Source organism: Duganella sp. Dugasp56 (assembly GCF_047304105.1).
GTDB classification, from domain to species: domain Bacteria; phylum Pseudomonadota; class Gammaproteobacteria; order Burkholderiales; family Burkholderiaceae_D; genus Rugamonas; species Rugamonas hordei.
In genome coordinates, this window is the sequence record NZ_JBGLYQ010000002.1 from 105,184 (window position 1) to 120,791 (window position 15,608).

16 protein-coding genes are annotated in these 15,608 nt (G+C 67.3%); 4 read left to right on the forward strand and 12 right to left on the reverse strand.

Translation table 11 applies throughout. The features are described from left to right. Positions 1 to 88 precede the first annotated feature (88 nt). The 6 genes from pdeM to ACCD07_RS01560 form a co-directional block, all read right to left on the reverse strand. Positions 89 to 763, reverse strand: a complete 675-nt coding sequence (gene pdeM, locus ACCD07_RS01535; RefSeq protein ID WP_413446289.1) for a ligase-associated DNA damage response endonuclease PdeM — start codon at positions 761 to 763, stop codon at positions 89 to 91. Beyond that, complete coding sequence (locus tag ACCD07_RS01540) at positions 760 to 3,204, reverse strand: ligase-associated DNA damage response DEXH box helicase (RefSeq protein WP_413446290.1); 2,445 nt, start codon at positions 3,202 to 3,204, stop codon at positions 760 to 762. Before ACCD07_RS01540 ends, pdeM begins: the two co-directional genes overlap by 4 nt. Then, the gene (locus ACCD07_RS01545; RefSeq protein ID WP_176654424.1) at positions 3,201 to 4,829 is read right to left on the reverse strand and encodes an ATP-dependent DNA ligase; all 1,629 of its coding nucleotides are present in this window, start codon (positions 4,827 to 4,829) and stop codon (positions 3,201 to 3,203) included. Before ACCD07_RS01545 ends, ACCD07_RS01540 begins: the two co-directional genes overlap by 4 nt. Next, positions 4,822 to 5,850: a ligase-associated DNA damage response exonuclease gene (locus ACCD07_RS01550; protein WP_413446291.1), complete on the reverse strand. Its 1,029-nt coding sequence runs from the start codon at positions 5,848 to 5,850 to the stop codon at positions 4,822 to 4,824. The genes ACCD07_RS01545 and ACCD07_RS01550 overlap by 8 nt, the downstream gene beginning before the upstream one ends. Positions 5,851 to 5,923: 73 nt before the next feature. Further along, positions 5,924 to 6,154 carry a hypothetical protein gene (locus ACCD07_RS01555; RefSeq protein ID WP_176654422.1) on the reverse strand — a complete coding sequence of 77 codons (231 nt, stop codon included), beginning with the start codon at positions 6,152 to 6,154 and terminating at the stop codon, positions 5,924 to 5,926. Positions 6,155 to 6,300: 146 nt separating this feature from the next. Further along, positions 6,301 to 7,251: an aldo/keto reductase gene (locus ACCD07_RS01560; protein ID WP_413446292.1), complete on the reverse strand. Its 951-nt coding sequence runs from the start codon at positions 7,249 to 7,251 to the stop codon at positions 6,301 to 6,303. An 89-nt stretch (positions 7,252 to 7,340) separates the two neighbouring features. Between ACCD07_RS01560 and ACCD07_RS01565 the strand changes: the two genes are divergently transcribed. The 4 genes from ACCD07_RS01565 to ACCD07_RS01580 all read left to right on the forward strand — a co-directional run bounded on the left by ACCD07_RS01565 (position 7,341) and on the right by ACCD07_RS01580 (position 10,385). After that, the gene (locus tag ACCD07_RS01565; protein WP_413446293.1) at positions 7,341 to 8,231 is read left to right on the forward strand and encodes a LysR family transcriptional regulator; all 891 of its coding nucleotides are present in this window, start codon (positions 7,341 to 7,343) and stop codon (positions 8,229 to 8,231) included. Between the two features lie 67 nt (positions 8,232 to 8,298). Further along, a complete protein-coding gene (locus ACCD07_RS01570; protein WP_413446294.1) occupies positions 8,299 to 8,802 on the forward strand; it encodes a GAF domain-containing protein in 504 nt (167 codons plus the stop codon). A gap of 138 nt (positions 8,803 to 8,940) precedes the next feature. Next, positions 8,941 to 9,522: a TetR/AcrR family transcriptional regulator gene (locus ACCD07_RS01575; protein ID WP_413446295.1), complete on the forward strand. Its 582-nt coding sequence runs from the start codon at positions 8,941 to 8,943 to the stop codon at positions 9,520 to 9,522. Beyond that, a complete protein-coding gene (locus ACCD07_RS01580) occupies positions 9,522 to 10,385 on the forward strand; it encodes an alpha/beta fold hydrolase (protein ID WP_413446296.1) in 864 nt (287 codons plus the stop codon). The genes ACCD07_RS01575 and ACCD07_RS01580 overlap by 1 nt, the downstream gene beginning before the upstream one ends. Here the strand turns inward: ACCD07_RS01580 and ACCD07_RS01585 are convergent. From ACCD07_RS01585 to ACCD07_RS01610, 6 genes are all read right to left on the reverse strand, one after another. Then, positions 10,378 to 11,601, reverse strand: coding sequence for an RNA polymerase sigma factor (locus ACCD07_RS01585; RefSeq protein ID WP_413446371.1), 1,224 nt, complete (start codon positions 11,599 to 11,601; stop codon positions 10,378 to 10,380). The two genes, ACCD07_RS01580 and ACCD07_RS01585, sit on opposite strands and share 8 nt — an antisense overlap. A 25-nt stretch (positions 11,602 to 11,626) precedes the next feature. Beyond that, the gene (locus tag ACCD07_RS01590; protein WP_413446297.1) at positions 11,627 to 12,445 is read right to left on the reverse strand and encodes a YciI family protein; all 819 of its coding nucleotides are present in this window, start codon (positions 12,443 to 12,445) and stop codon (positions 11,627 to 11,629) included. Positions 12,446 to 12,483: 38 nt separating this feature from the next. Further along, complete coding sequence (locus ACCD07_RS01595) at positions 12,484 to 12,897, reverse strand: YciI family protein (protein WP_176654416.1); 414 nt, start codon at positions 12,895 to 12,897, stop codon at positions 12,484 to 12,486. Between the two features lie 10 nt (positions 12,898 to 12,907). After that, positions 12,908 to 13,381 (reverse strand): VOC family protein, encoded by a 474-nt coding sequence (locus ACCD07_RS01600; protein ID WP_176654415.1) that lies wholly within the window; start codon positions 13,379 to 13,381, stop codon positions 12,908 to 12,910. A 99-nt stretch (positions 13,382 to 13,480) separates the two neighbouring features. Next, positions 13,481 to 14,881 (reverse strand): heavy metal sensor histidine kinase, encoded by a 1,401-nt coding sequence (locus tag ACCD07_RS01605; RefSeq protein ID WP_413446298.1) that lies wholly within the window; start codon positions 14,879 to 14,881, stop codon positions 13,481 to 13,483. Beyond that, complete coding sequence (locus ACCD07_RS01610) at positions 14,878 to 15,549, reverse strand: heavy metal response regulator transcription factor (RefSeq protein ID WP_176654413.1); 672 nt, start codon at positions 15,547 to 15,549, stop codon at positions 14,878 to 14,880. The genes ACCD07_RS01605 and ACCD07_RS01610 overlap by 4 nt, the downstream gene beginning before the upstream one ends. Positions 15,550 to 15,608 lie beyond the last annotated feature (59 nt).

Consider the following 15,608-nt stretch of genomic DNA (forward strand, 5'->3'; position numbering starts at 1 on the left):
CACAGCCCAGCCACACAATATAGGACGTGTGCAGTGAGCACTGTAGGATCATTCCGGGTACCGGTTTTCCCACCTGAGCGAAACTCAATTACGCTGGGCCCGGCACTTCGAACACGGCGTCGCCAGTGCTGACAACGATGCGCTCCGCAGGTTGCGGCGCCACCGCGTGGCCGCCGGTAAAGGCGCCGAACGACGGCAGCACCATGCGCGTGTCGCCGATCAGGAAGCATGGCAGCGTCAGCAACTCCCAGCCGCAGCGCAAGCGGTACAGCGGATGCACATGGCCCGCCAGCACGTAGGACGGCACCAGCATGTCCGGATGATGGCAGAACGCGAACGGCGCCAGCACATGCGGCTCGTCGACCATTGCGATATCCAGCGCGGCGGGCGGATCGCCGGCGTGGGCGTCATGGTTGCCGCGCACCACCGTCAGGCGCAGCGCCGGATGACGCAGGCGCCAGCGCAGCATGACGGCCAGCGTGGCGTCGGCATGCGCCGCCTTCGCATGCAGGAAGTCGCCGAGGAACATGATGTGCCGCACGTCGCAGGCCGCGATCAACGCATCGAGCGCGGCGACATTGGCCGAGGTGGTACCGCCGGGGACCGGCACACCCAGCTTGCGGAACGAGGCCGCCTTGCCGAAATGGATGTCGGCCACGACCAGCATCTTTTCGCGCGGCCAGTACAGCGCCCGTTGCGCCAGCAGCAGCACCTCTTCTCCGGCCAGCTGCAGCGGCAAGGCCGCGTGGTCTTCGCGTTTCATGGTCCGGCCGCCTTTTCCAGTTCGCGCACCATGCGGGCGACGCGGTCCGACAGTTTCTCGGTGCTGAGCTTTTCACGGAAGCGCTCCACCATCAGCGCGAAGCCGAACGGCGTGGCGCGCTTGACGGCGTTGAAGCTGATGGCGCGGCCATGCAGCTCCTCCAGCGTGGCGCGCAGGCGGCCCAGCTCCAGTTCCTGCTCCAGCACTTCCCGCTGCGCCTGCGTCAGCAGCAGGTTGCCGGCGTCGTGCTGGCTGAACACCGAAAAGAACAGCGACGACGACGCCTGCAGCTGCCGCGCGCTTTTCGGCTGGCCGGGATAACCCTGAAACACCAGGCCGGCGATGCGGGCGATCTCGCGGAAGCGGCGCCGCGACAGCTCACTCGCGTTCAGGCTGGCCAGCACGTCCTCCAGCAGGCGCCCGGTGCCAAGCAGCGGCACCTGGTCGCCGCGCTCGCCGCCGAACAGCGTCGCCCAGTCCAGCGGCTGCGGCGCCAGCAGCTCGAAGCCGTAGTCGTTGACGGCGATCGAAAACGTCACCGGCATGATGCAGCCGACGCGCCACGCCAGCAGCGACGCCAGCCCGATATGCACCGCGCGGCCGGCGAACGGGTAGACGAACAAATGGCAGCCCTCCCGGCTTTGCATGCTCTCGACGACCATGGTATCCGGCGTCGGCAATGCGGACCAGCGCCGCTGGATCGCCAGCAGCGGTCGCAGCGCCTGCATCTCGGGGCCGTCGTAGCGGTCGTGCGCCGCCAGGCGCAGTTGCTCCAGCGCGGCGTGCGCCAGTTCCGACGACAGCGGCATCTTGCCGCCTTGCCAGCGCGGCACCGCGCCGCGCGCGCCGGTGGCGCGGCGCACGTAGGCCGTCATCTCGTGCAGGCGCACGAATTCGAGTACGCGGCCTGCGAACAGAAAGTGATCGCCCTGGCGCAAACGGGAGATGAACGATTCCTCGACGCTACCCAAACGCCCGCCGCTGACGTATTTCACCTGCAGCGACGATTCCGACACGATGGTGCCGATGCCCATGCGGTGCCGCCTGCCCAGCGCCACGTCCGGCACGCGGTAGACGCCCTCCTCATCCTGCAGCACGCGCCGGTACTCGGGATAGACGGTCAGCGCCTGGCCGCCGCGCGCGACGAAGTCCAGCGCCCACTGCCATTCCTCTTCGCTCAGATCGCGGTACGACCAGGCGCTGCGCACTTCCGCGTAAAGGGCTTCGGAGCGGAAGCCGCCCCCTAGCGCGATCGTCACCAGGTGCTGGACCAGCACATCGAGCGGCTTTTCCGGCACCTGCCGCGCTTCGATGTCGCGCGCGGCCACCGCCTGCCTGGCGCCAGCCGCCTCCAGCAGCTCCATGCTCTGCGTCGGCACCAGCGTCAGGCGCGACACGCGGCCCGGCGCGTGGCCGCTGCGGCCGGCCCGCTGCAGCAGGCGCGCGATGCCCTTGGCGCTGCCGATCTGCAGCACGCGCTCCACCGGCAGGAAATCGACGCCCAGGTCCAGGCTCGACGTGCACACCACCGCCTTCAACTGGCCCTGCTTCAAGCCCTGCTCCACCCAATCGCGCACTTCCTTGTCCAGCGAGCCGTGATGCAGCGCGATCAAGCCGGCCCAATCCGGCCGCGCATCGAGCAGGTGCTGGTACCACAGCTCCGCCTGCGAACGCGTGTTGGTAAACACCAGCGTGGCGGCGTGCCGCTCGATCTCGGCGATGACCGGCGCCAGCATCTGGATGCCGAGATGGCCGCTCCACGGGAAGCGCGACGGATTTTCCGGTATCAGCGTGTCGACGCGGATCTCCTTGGCCACATGGCCTTCGACGATCACGCCGTCCGGCATCAGCACCTCGCGCGCGCGGGCCAGGTTGCCCAGCGTGGCAGACAAGCCCCATACCAGCAGCGCCGGATTCCACAAGCGCAGCCGCGCCAGCGCCAGCTGCGTCTGCACGCCGCGTTTGTTCCCCATCAGCTCATGCCATTCGTCGACGACCACCATGTCCAGCTGCGCGAACTGCGCGCGTGCGTCGGCCTTGCTGAGCATTAGCGTCAGGCTTTCGGGCGTCGTGATCAGGGTTTCGGGCAGGCGCTTGTTCTGGCGCGCGCGCTGGGCCGACGAGGTGTCGCCGGTGCGCGATTCGATCTGCCATTGCGGTGCCAGGTCGGCGGCCGATTGTTCCAGCGCACGCAAGGTGTCGGCGGCCAGCGCGCGCATCGGCGTGATCCACAGCACGCGCAGGCCGGCCCTGGATTTGTTCGCGGCAGCGGCGCGCCGCAGGGCGGCGAACCACACGGCGTAGGTCTTGCCGGCGCCGGTGCTGGCGTGCAGCAGGCCGGACCGGCCTTGCGCCGCCGCAGCCCACACCTCGCGCTGGAACGGAAACACGCGCCAGCCGCGCGCGGCAAACCATGCCTCGACCGCCCCCTCGCCCTTCATGGCGCCGCCAGCAGGCTTTTCAAGACGTCGAGCGTGTCCGCATCCTCTATCGATTTATCCTCGCGCCGGCGCAGGATGCGCGGGAAGCGCACGGCGATGCCGGACTTGTGGCGCGGCGAACTGGCGATGCCCTCGAAGCCGATCTCGAACACCATGCTCGGCGTGACGCTGCGCACCGGCCCGAATTTTTCTATCGTCGTCTTGCGGATGGCCGTATCGACCTGCGCGATCTCGGCGTCGGTCAGGCCGGAATAGGCTTTGGCGAAGGGCACCAGCTTGCGCTCGCCGTCGGTATCGGCGTCCCACACGGCAAAGGTGTAGTCGGTGTACAGCGAAGCGCGCCGTCCGTGGCCGCTTTGCGCGTAGATCAGCACCGCGTCCACGCTGTAGGGATCGATCTTCCATTTCCACCAGGTGCCTTCGCTCTTGGTCCTGCCGACGCCGTAGCGCGCGTCGACAGCCTTCAACATCATGCCCTCGACGCCGCGCTCGCGCGACTCGTTGCGGATTTCCGCCAGCTGTTCCCAGCTTTCCGCCGCGATCAGCGGCGACAGGCGCAGCTGCGGCGCGCCCTGCAGCTTGCGCACCAGCTTTTCCAGCAGCTGGCGCCGGCCGGACTGCGGCAGGTGGCGCAGGTCCTGGCCATCCAGCTCCAGCAGGTCGTAGGCTACCATCACCGCCGGCAGCTCGCCCAGCAGCCGCGCCGAGACCTGCTTGCGCCCCATGCGCTTCTGCAGGTCGGCGAACGGCGCCGGGGCGTGGCCGTTCCAGATCAGGATTTCGCCGTCGATCACCACGCCATCCGGCAGCCGCAGCGCCGCCAGTTCGGGAAAGCGTTCGGTGATCAGGTCCTCGCCGCGCGACCAGATCCAGTTCTGCCCGCCGCGGCTGACCAGTTGCGCGCGCATGCCGTCATACTTCCATTCGACTTGCCAGTCCGCCAGCTGGCCCAGCGTGGCGGGGTCGCGCTCCAGCGCGTGGGCGAGGAAGAACGGATAGGGCTGGCCGCCGCGCTGCGCGTGCTCGTCCTCGCTGTGGGCCGAGATCAGTTGCAGGAAGCCGGCCGCCGTCGGGCTGACGCTGCCATCGGTCCAGCCCATCAGGCGTTGCGCCAGCACCTTGCTGTCCACCTTGGCGACGGCGCTCAGCGCTCGCGTCACCAGCAGGCGCGACACGCCGACGCGGAAGCCGCCGCCGATCAGCTTGGTCAGCAGGAAGCGTTCGCGCGTGTCGAGCTGGTCCCAGTACAGGAACAGCGCGGCGCGGATCGCTTCCGGCGCCGCGCCGCGCAGGGGGGCGATGGCCAGCTCGATCCAGTCGGCCAGGCCGATCCCGCTGTGCTGGGACGGCGGCGGCAGGATCAGCGCGATGGTTTCGGCCAGGTCGCCGACGGCGTGGTAGCACTCGTCGAACAGCCAGTCGTCCAGGCCCGAGTATTCGATGGCGTACTGGCGCAGCAGCTTGGTCGGCACGGCCTGGCGCGGCTTGCCGCCGGCCAGGAAGTAGACGGCCCAGGCCGCGTCCTGCGGCGCGGCGCTGGAAAAATACGCCTGCAACGCGGCCAGCTTGCGGCTGGTGGCCGTGGTCTCGTCAAGCTCCGCATAGAGACGGGAGAATTCATGCATCGCTGCCTCCGTCCGGCGGGGCTGCGACAGACTCGTCCGCCTCGTCGTCGCCATATTCGGTATCGAAGCCGCTTGCCTGCAAGCCCTGCTGCTGCAGCCAGCGCACCAGCACCGGTATCGAGCCATGCGTGACGATCACGCGCTGCGCGCCGGTGGCGGCGATGGCCTGCATCAGCCCCGGCCAGTCGGCATGGTCGGACAGCACGAAGCCGCGGTCGACGCCGCGCCGCCGGCGCGCGCCGCGCAGCTGCATCCAGCCGCTGGCGAAGGCGTCGCTGAAGTCGCCGAAGCGCTTGATCCACGGCGACCCGGCCGCCGACGGCGGCGCGATGACGATGGAGCTGCCGATGGCATCCCTGGGCACGTCGGTCACCATCACCGTGGGCGGCAGCGCCACGCCTTCGTCACGGTAGACCTGGTTCAGGGCCTGCACCGCGCCGTGGCAGATGATGGGGCCGATGGACGGATCGAGTCCGCTCAATATCCGTTGCGCCTTGCCGAAGCTGTAGCATTGCATGACGCTGGCGCGGCCCTGCCCGGCGTTGGCACGCCACCATTCGTTGATGTCGGCAAACACCTCGCGCTCCGGCTGCCAGCGATACACCGGCAGGCCGAAGGTCGATTCCGTGATGAAGGTGTCGCAACGCACCGGTTCAAAGGCCGCGCATGTGCTGTCGGGCTCGATCTTGTAGTCGCCCGACGCCACCCAGACCTCGCCCTGGTATTCCATGCGAACCTGAGCCGAGCCCAGCACATGACCGGCCGGGTGCAGCGACAGCGTCACGCCGTTGTGCGTGACCCGCTCGCCGTAGGCCAGTCCATCGACGGAGATCGGCCCCAGCCGCGACTGCATGATGCGCACGCCGGGCGCCGCCGTCAGATAGTGTTGATGGCCGCCGCGCGCGTGGTCGCCATGGGCGTGCGTGATCACGGCGCGCTCCACTGGACGCCATGGATCGATATAAAACCGGCCGGGGACGCAGTACAAGCCTTCCTTGCGCACTACCACCATATCGGACATGGGCTGCTTTCGAAATTCGATGCCCGATTGTAGTGTTCGCGGAATGTCTTCTCTGTCCGTCACCGCACCAAGATCACACAGGCTCGATAAATTCCGTCATGAAGCCGATATTCTCATCCATTTCCTGGTTGATTAAAACATGCTCGTCACCAATCATCAGCATGGCCTCGATTTCCGGTGACAGCCTCGGCGGTCCGCCCGGCACGGTTCTGTCCGCACTTGACGATAACCTGTGCTTCCCCTGACGCAGCAGGACTACGTTCTTTTTTCTGGTCGGCATAGCGAATCCGTTTTCTTTGGTCAACAAAAGCGCCGGTCTGGAAGCACGGCGCACTGCCAACCAGAGTATCGCGGGTCGCGCTGACGCGCCATCGGAGGGTGCCTACAAATATCGTAGGAGTGCCTCGGAAAACGGCTAGGAGTCGTTAGGAATAGCGGCCTCGACTGCTCTCATGCATTCAAGCCCTTCATGCCTTCCTGCGGATAGCGCTCGCCTGCGGCCATCCCCGGCGGCAGCGCGGCGTCGATGCGGGCCAGTTCGGCGGCGCTCAGCTGTATCCGCAAAGCGCCCAGGTTCTCCAGCAGGTAAGGGATGCGCTTGGTGCCGGGGATGGGAATGATGTCCTCGCCCTGCGCCAGCAGCCAGGCCAGCGCCAGTTGCGCCGGCGTGCAGCCCTTCCCGGCGGCGAGGTCGCGCACGATGCCGGCGATGCGCTGGTTGGCCTGCAGGTTGGCTTCGGCAAAGCGCGGGCTGAGCTTGCGGAAGTCGCCGTCCTCCAGCGGCGCGACGGTACCGGTGAGGAAGCCCCGGCCCAGCGGGCTGTAGGCGCAGAACACGGCGCCGACGTCGCGGCAGGCCTGCAGCACGCCGTCCTCCGGATCGCGCGTCCACAGCGAGTACTCGCTCTGCACGGCAGCGATGGGATGGATGGCGGCGGCGCGGCGCAGCGTGGCCGGCGAGACTTCGCACACGCCGACGGCGCCGATCTTGCCCTGCCGTGCCAGGTCGGCCAATGCGCCCATGGTATCTTCCAGCGGCATTTCGGCCAGGTTGAAACGGTGTATATAGTATAGATCGATATGCTCGACGCCCAGCCGCCGCAGCGACGCCTCGCAAGCAGCGCGGATGTAGGCCGGCGTGTTGTCGACGCGGCGCTCGTAGCTGCCGGCCCGGCGCACCAGGCCGAACTTGGTGGCGACGGTCACCTGCTGCCGTTTGCCGCGCAAGAAGCGGCCCAGCAGTTCTTCGTTGTGGCCGATACCGTAGCTGTCGGCGGTGTCGTAGAGGGTAACGCCGGCCTCGTACGCGGCCTCCAGCGTGGCCAGCGATTGGGCGTCGTCGGTGGCGCCGTAGAATTCCGACATGCCCATGCAGCCCAGTCCCATGCGCGGTAGTTTCATGATGTGCTCCAGTTGGTGAGTGATGAAGCCAGTCTAGGCGCGCGCGGCCGGCGGCGGAATGTCAAAAATCGTGATACCTTTTCAGTATCATGAGAAAACTCGATACCCACGCGCTGCAGATCTTTGTCGCCGTCGCGCAGTGCTTGAACTTCCGCCAGGCCGCCGAGCAGCTGCACATGACGCAGCCGCCGCTCAGCCGCGCGGTGCGGCAGCTGGAGGAGCGGCTGGGCGTCAAGCTGTTCGAGCGCGATACCCAGCACGTGGCCCTGACGCCGGCCGCCGCCGACCTGCTGCCGCGCGCGCTGCGCATCCTGGCGCTGCTGGACGACGCCGAACTGGCGCTGCAGGCGCGCCAGCCCGGCATGCGGCAGCAAGTGCGGCTGGGCCTGACCTCGTCGATGGAGTCCGACCTGTTCCGCGCCTTCACCGATAGCTTGTCGGCGGCGACCGGCGGCGCCGTGGCGCTGGATGTGCTGTTCGACGCCTCGCCGCGCCTGGTCGCCCGCCTGCGCGCGAGGCGGCTGGACGCGGCCGTCATCGCCTTGCCGACCAAGACCTTCGACCTGCCTGTGCTGGAACTGGGAAAACAGCCGACGCTGGTCGCGCTGGCCAGCCGCCATCCGCTGGCCCGGCGCCGCAGCCTGGCGCTGGCCGACCTGCAAGAGCAGCCGGTGTACTGGTTCGAACGGGCGCGCCAGCCGGCCTTCTTCGACCACTGCCACGCCGTGTTCCGCAAGCATGGCTTCGCGCCCCGCTTCCTGCTGGAGCCGCACGATCATCACGTGCTGCTCAGCGACGTGGCGGCCGGCAAGGGCATGGCGCTGCTGCCGGCCTCCTTCGCCGCCATCCGCCGCCCCGGCATCGCCTACCGCAAGCTGAAGGAAGGGGACGAGCTGGCGGCCGGCCTCGGCCTGATCGTCGCCGACGACCATCCCGCCGCCGCCCTGCTGCGGCGCCTGGCCGGCGAAACGCTGGCGTGACCGGCAGCGCGCCGGCGCCGAAACGGCTACCATATCGGCTTAGCGAATTTTTTCTTAGAAGAAAACCATGACTTTCACCCTCAGCGACACCGCCTACAGCACCGACTCCCCCGAAGCCAAGATCGCCATGTTTGGCGACCTGCGCTCGCAACTGAGCGGCCTGGTGCACGGCGAGAGCGACCTGATCGCCAACACCGCCAACTTCAGCTCGCTGGTGTTCAACAGCATGCCGGGCCTGAACTGGGCCGGCGTCTACTTCCTCAAGGGCGACGAGCTGGTGCTCGGACCGTTCCAGGGCAAGCCGGCCTGCATCCGCATCAAGAAGGGGCGCGGCGTCTGCGGCACCACCGTGGTCGAAGGCAAGTCCATCGTCGTGCCGGACGTGCACGCCTTCCCCGGCCATATCGCCTGCGACGTCAACTCCCGCTCGGAGCTGGTGGTGCCGGTGCGCGGCGCCGGCGGCGAGATCGTCGGCGTGTTCGACCTCGACAGCCCGCTGCCGAACCGCTTCGACCAGACCGACGCCGACGGCATCGAATCCTTGGTAAAAATCCTCGAAGCCACCTTCTAAACAATCCGGGGTCAGAGCTGACATTTGGACACGGGCTCAGCCGTAGCCGGCGCTACGGCTGAGCCCGTGTCCAAATGTCAGCTCTGACCCCGGATTTTTCACTTGCCAGCAGACCGACCGGTCTGTACAGTCCATGACATGACTACTTTACCCACCCGAGACCGGCTGATTCGTGCCATGGGCGATGCGCTGCAGCGCAAGGGCCTGCATGGCGCCGGCATCAGCGAAATCCTGGCCGCCGCCGACACCCCCAAGGGCGGCCTCTATCATCATTTTCCCGGTGGCAAGACCGAACTGGCGGTGGCCGCCATCCAGCAGCAGGTGGCCGACCTGTGCGCCCTGCTCGACAAGCTGCTGCCCGCCTCGCCCGACCCGGTGGTCGCGCTGGAACTGTGGACCAGCAAGGCGCAGCAACTGCTGGCCGCCAGCGGTTTCCAGCGCGGCTGCCCGCTGGCCACCGTGGCGCTCGAATCGGAAGTCGACGATGTCGCGATCCGGCAGGCGCTGTCGGACGGCTTTGCCGCCGTGCGCGATCGGCTGGCGCAGGCCTTCGAGGCCTCCGGAAAAATCGCCAACGCCGGCGGCCTGGCCGCGCTGATCGTGGCGGCCTACGAGGGCGCCCTGCTGCAAGCCCGCGTGGCCGGCAGCGTGGCGCCGATGGAACTGGTCAGCGCCACCCTGTTCCCCCTGCTGCGCGCACAACTCCAAGGAAAACCGTAATGATCAAACAGCAACTCATGCTCAAGGCCGCCGACGGCTACCCGATCGCCGCCACGCTCTACCCCGCCGCCGGCGACATCCGCGCGCACCTGATCGTCGCCAGCGCCACCGGCGTGCCGCAGGGCTACTACCGCCGCTTCGCCGAGTTCGCGGCGGCGCGCGGCTACCGCGTGCTGACGCTGGACTATCGCGGCATCGGCCTGTCGCGCCCGGCCACGCTGAAGGGCTTCAAGATGGATTACCTGGATTGGGGCCGTCTCGACCTGGCCGCCGCCGTCGAGCACATGGACGCCAGCAAGCAGGACGGGCTGCCATTGTTCATGATCGGCCATTCCTACGGTGGCCACGCGCTCGGCCTGCTGCCTAACCAGCACAAGATCGCCGCCTGCTACCTGTTCGCCACCGGCGCCGGCTGGCACGGCTGGATGCCACCGCTGGAACGCATCAAGGTCTGGATCATGTGGAACATCGCCGGCCCGATACTGACGCGCTGGAAGGGCTATCTGGCGTGGAGCAAACTGGGCATGGGCGAAGACCTGCCGCTGGACGTCTACCGTCAATGGAAAGGCTGGTGCCGCTACCCGCACTACTTCTTCGACGATCCTGACATGCACGGCATCCGCGCCAGCTACGACCGCGTGCGCATGCCGGTGATGGCCGTCAACGCGCTGGACGACCTGTGGGCACGCCCCGCCTCGCGCGACGCCTTCATGGCCGGCTACCGCAACGCCAGCGTCACCGCCGTCACCATCGACCCCGCGCGCGCCGGCGTTGGCGCCATAGGCCATATGGGCTACTTCAAGGCGAAGGCGCAGCCGCTGTGGGAGGACGCGCTGGCCTGGTTCCAGGCCCGGCTCATTTAGCGCCGGCGCGCGCCAGCAGCAGCGCGCGTTCCCGCTCGTTTTGCGTCAGCTCCGCCGCGCGCTGGAATTCGATGCGGGCTTCGTCGTGGCGCCCCAGCTTGGCCAGGAAATCTCCCCGCACGCTGGGCAGCAGGTGATAGTTCCTCAGCGCCGGCACATCCATCAATCCATCGACCACCTCCAGCCCCGCCTCCGGTCCGAAGGCCATGGTCAGCGCCACCGCGCGATTCAGTTCCACCACAGGCGACGGCGCCAGCTGCGACAAGGCGTCGTACAGCGCCGCGATGCGGCCCCAGTCGGTGTCGGCCGCCGTCCGCGCCCGCGCATGGCAGGATGCGATGGCCGCCTGCAGGCCATACGGCCCCAGGCCACGGCCGGTGTGCGCGGCGCGCTCCAGCGCGGCCAGGCCGCGCCGTATCAGCATCTGGTCCCAGCGCGCGCGGTCCTGCTCCAGCAGCAGTATCGGCTCGCCCTTGGCATTCACGCGGGCGCGGGCGCGCGAGGACTGGATCTCCATCAGCGCCACCAGTCCGTGCACCTCCGGCTCGCCCGGCACCAGTTCGGCCAGGATGCGGCCGAGGCGCAGCGCCTCCTCGCACAAGGTGGGCCGCATCCAGTCGGCGCCGGCGCTGGCGGAATAGCCTTCGTTGTAAATCAGGTAGATCACCTGCAGCACCGACGCCAGCCGCTCGACCAGCTCGTGCGCGCGCGGCGCCTCGAACGGCACCTTGGCTTCGGCCAGCGTGCGCTTGGCGCGCACGATGCGCTGCGCCACCGTCGATTCCTGCACCAGGAAGGCGCGGGCGATTTCCTCGGTGCTCAAGCCGCCCAGCATGCGCAAGGTCAGCGCCACGCGGCCTTCGGTCGGCAGCACCGGGTGGCAGGCCACGAACACCAGGCGCAGCAGGTCGTCGCCGATGTCGTTTTCCAGCGCGTCGGCCACCGCCGCATCCAGGTCGGGCGAGGCGTCCTGCAGCACGCCCTCCAGTTCGTAGGTCAGTTCCGCCTCTTTTTCCTGGTGCATCTGGCGCCGGCGCAGCACGTCCAGCGCGCGGTTCTTGGCCACGGCGGTCAGCCAGGCGGCCGGCTGATCGGGCACGCCGGTCTCGGGCCAGCGCTCCAGCGCCAGCACCAGCGCGTCCTGCGCCAGCTCCTCGGCCTGGCCGACGTCGCGCAGCATGCGCGCCAGCACGGCGATGATCTTGGCGGACTCCATCCGCCAGACCGCCTCGACGACCTTGTCAACCTTGGCGGGCACGGGATTTTTTGCTGAAGGCTTCGCGCAGGCCCGTCTCCAGCAGCTCGGCGCGCAGGCGTTCCTCGGCGGCGCGCATTTCCGGGGTAAATTCCTGGTGGGCGATACGCTCGCAGGCTTCGCGTATCTCCAGCGTCAGGTCGCCGGGGCTGGGATAGGGATAGGCCTTGGCCCAGGCGATGGCGTCGTCGATCGACGCCGCCTGCAGCATCCAGTAGCCGGCGATCAGTTCCTTCACCTCGGTGAACGGGCCGTCGACCACCGTCGTCTTCGAATTGGCGAAGTGGACCCGCGCGGCATTGGACGTACCGCGCAGTCCTTCGCCCGCCAGCAGCACGCCCTGGCGCACGCCCGCTTCGTTGTAGGCGTTCATCACGTCGATGACTTCCGCCGGCGGCACCCTGTTGGCCTCCATGTCGGCGTCTGAACGGATGAACACCACGTAGCGCGTCAGCGCTTCGTCGCGGCGCGGCAGCGTGCCCGCCGCCGTGCCGCGATCATCGAAGCCGACGCAGCCGCCAGGGCAGCCGGGGTCGCGGATTTCATAGACTGCGCCGCTGTCGAACAGCGGAAACCAGCGCACCTGCTCGATCGCATCCTCGCGCGACTCGGCCTCGATCAGCGTAAAGCCGGCCACCAGCTCCTTGGGCGAGAACGGCCCCTGGCTCTGGCTCCATACGCCGTCGCGGCGCACCAGCCGCACCGCTTCGGCGCTCGGACGTAAAAAGATTCCCGGCTCCAGCGCCGGCGGCTGCTGGCCGCGTTCGGTGTTCTGGTTGGCCCGGCGCAGTATCATGAATTCCATGGAATGCTCCTGTTTTTGTTACGGCTAAGGTAGCAGCATCACAGGCGGGCACGCAAGGCTTCTTCCTGCGCGATCACCTCGGGTGTGGCGGCTTCGCCAAAATCCTCCATCTCGAACACCTGGCGGATCTCGATTTCGGACGGCACTTCCATCGGGTTCGGACAACGCTTCATCCACTCGATGGCCTCCTCCTTCGATTTCACCTGGATCAGCCAGAAGCCGGCGATCAATTCCTTGGTCTCGGAGAACGGGCCGTCGATGACGGTGCGGCTGGCGCCGTCGTAGCGGATGCGGGCCCCCTTGGAGCTGGGATGCAGACCCTCGCCGGCCAGCAGCACGCCGGCGTTGACCAGCTCCTCGTTGAACTTGCCCATCGCCGTCAGCAGCTCGGTGCTCGGCATCTTGCCGGCCTCGGAATCCTCGGTGGCTTTTACGATAATCATGAAACGCATGACGGTCTCCTTATTCGCAAGGCGGGGTTTGCTGTTTCATCGCCTCGTTCATTTCTTCGGGCGTCATGTCCTTGATGTGGGTGGCGATCGACCAGTGGTGGCCGAACGGATCGGTGACCTGGCCGTAGCGGTCGCCCCAGAACATGTCGGCAATCGGCATCTTGACGGTGGCGCCGGCGGCCACCGCCTGGGCGAAGATGGCGTCCGCATCCTTCACGTACAGGTGCAGCGTGACCGGGCTGCCCTTCAGCGCTTTCGGGCCGAGGCCGCCGTAGTCGGGAAAATCGTCCGCCAGCATGACGATGGAATCGCCGATCTTGACGGCGGCGTGCATCAACTTGTTGTTCGGGCCGGGCATGCGCGCCGTTTCGACGGCGTTGAAGGCCTTCTTGTAGAACTCGATGGCGTCGGCCGCCCCCTCGCAAACCAGGTGCGGGGTGACGCTGTGCATACCTTCTGGAATGGCATCTACTTTTGCAGTCATGGTGATCTCCTTGATGTGGGTTGAAGCGAGTGAATCGTCACTCTACCTCTACGACGAAGCAGCACGCATCAAATCGACATGTTTTTTTAATTTTTTTATTTACTTGTCCGCGGAACCAAACCGCAGGTAAAACGTAGTGGTCTGTCCCGGCAAACTCTCGACCCGGACGTTTCCATTGTGCAACTCCATGATGGCACGGACGATGGACAACCCGAGCCCCGCCGAATGGGCCTGGTTGGAGCGCGCGGCGTCGGCACGGTAATAGCGGTCGAAGATGCGCGGCAAATGTTCCGGCGCGATGCCGGCACCGGTATTGCTGACGGCCAGCTCCACGCCCTGCTCCATCCTGCGCGCGGACAGGCGCACCGCGCCGCCCGCCGGCGTGTAGCGGATCGCGTTCGACACCAGGTTGCTGACGGCGCGCTGCAGCAGCACCGGGTCGACATGCGCCTCGAGCGCCGGCGCATCGACCGTCAGCGCGACGCCGACGTCGTCGGCCAGGATCTCGAAGTAGTCGTGGATGCGCAGCAGCTCGGTGCGCAGGTCCAGCGTTTCGCGCTGCAGCGCCAGCTGGGCGTTGTCGACCCGCGCCAGGAACAGCGTGTTCTCGATCATGCGCGCCAGCCGTTCGTACTCTTCCGAATTGGACGCCAGCAGCGACTGGTATTCCTCCACCGTGCGCGGGCGCGACAGCGCGACCTGGGTTTCCACCATCAGCGTGTTGACCGGCGTGCGCAGGTCGTGCGCCAGGTCGGCGGCAAAGCCGGACAGGCGCTGCACGCCGTCCTCCAACCGGTCCAGCATGGCGTTGAAGGCCTCGCCCATCTCGCGCAGCTCGACCGGCGCGTCGCCCACCGACAAACGGGTGTTGAGACGGTTGGTGTTGATCTCGTTGGCCTTGCCGATGACGGAGCGCAGCTGGCGCATGCTGTGGCGCACGATCGCATAGCCGAGCAAGGTGGCCAGCGCGGCGCCGCCACACAGCGCGGCCAGCAGATCCGAGGTATAGCGACGCAGCAGTTGCAGCCGGTCGGAGCGCTCGCGCGCCAGCGTGATCTTGACCGGTTCGCCGCCGGCCAGCCCGACCGCGCTGACCATGCGGCCACGCCCCATGGCCGGCATCCAGTCGTGGATGTCGTCCAGCGTCAGCTCGCGCTGCGGCGGCACGCTGTCCACCTTGGGCAGCGGCCGCGAAGTGGTGGACGATTGCAGCAGCGGCGCGCCATCCGGCCCGTTCACGCGCAGCATGAAGTCGTTGTGGCCGAACAGCGTGTCCATCAGCGGCCGCTTGTCGCGCGCGATGGCCTGCGGCGACGGAAGCTCGGCCACGATGCGGCGGATTTGCATCACCTTGTTGATCAGTTCCACGTCGTCGCGGTAGGACATCTGCCGCGCCAGCGTCTGATACAGGTAGGCGCCGGCCGCCAGGAAGGTGACGATGGCGACCGCCGACAGCAGCAGCGCGACGCGCAGCGTCAACGACAGCGGACGAAGCTTCATGACCGCGCTTCCAGCAGATAGCCCATGCCGCGCACCGTCTGTATCAGCTTGGTGGTGTAGGGGTCGTCGATCTTGGCGCGCAGCCGGCGCACGGCGACGTCGACCACGTTGGTGTCCGAATCGAAGTTCATGTCCCACACCATCGAAGCGATCTGCGTGCGCGACAGCACCTCGCCCTGGCGCTTGGCCAGCAGGTGCAGCAGCGCGAACTCCTTGGCGGTCAGCTCGATGCGCGTGGACTGGCGCGTGACGCGGCGGCGCAGCACGTCGATTTCCAGGTCGGCCACGCGTATCATTTCCATCTCGCGCACCGGCCCCCGGCGCATCAGCGTCTTGACGCGGGCCAGCAGTTCGGCAAAGGCGAACGGCTTGACCAGGTAATCGTCGGCGCCCAGCTCCAGTCCCTTGACGCGGTCGGCCACGTCGTCGCGCGCGGTCAGGAACAGCACCGGCGTCTGTTTGCGCTCGCGCAGCTTGCTCAGCACCGCCCAGCCGTCCATTTGCGGCAGCATCACGTCCAGCACGATCAGTTCGTAGTCGTGCTCCAGCGCCAGCGCCAGGCCGTCGACGCCATTGCGCGCCAGGTCCGCCACGTAGCCGGATTCCTGCAGGCCCTTGACCAGGTAATCGCCCGCTTTCGGCTCGTCTTCAACAACCAGAATTTTCATGATCTACCTCCAGATGCAGCATTGTCGGCTTTTCCGCAGGCCGTTTGGATTACAAATCT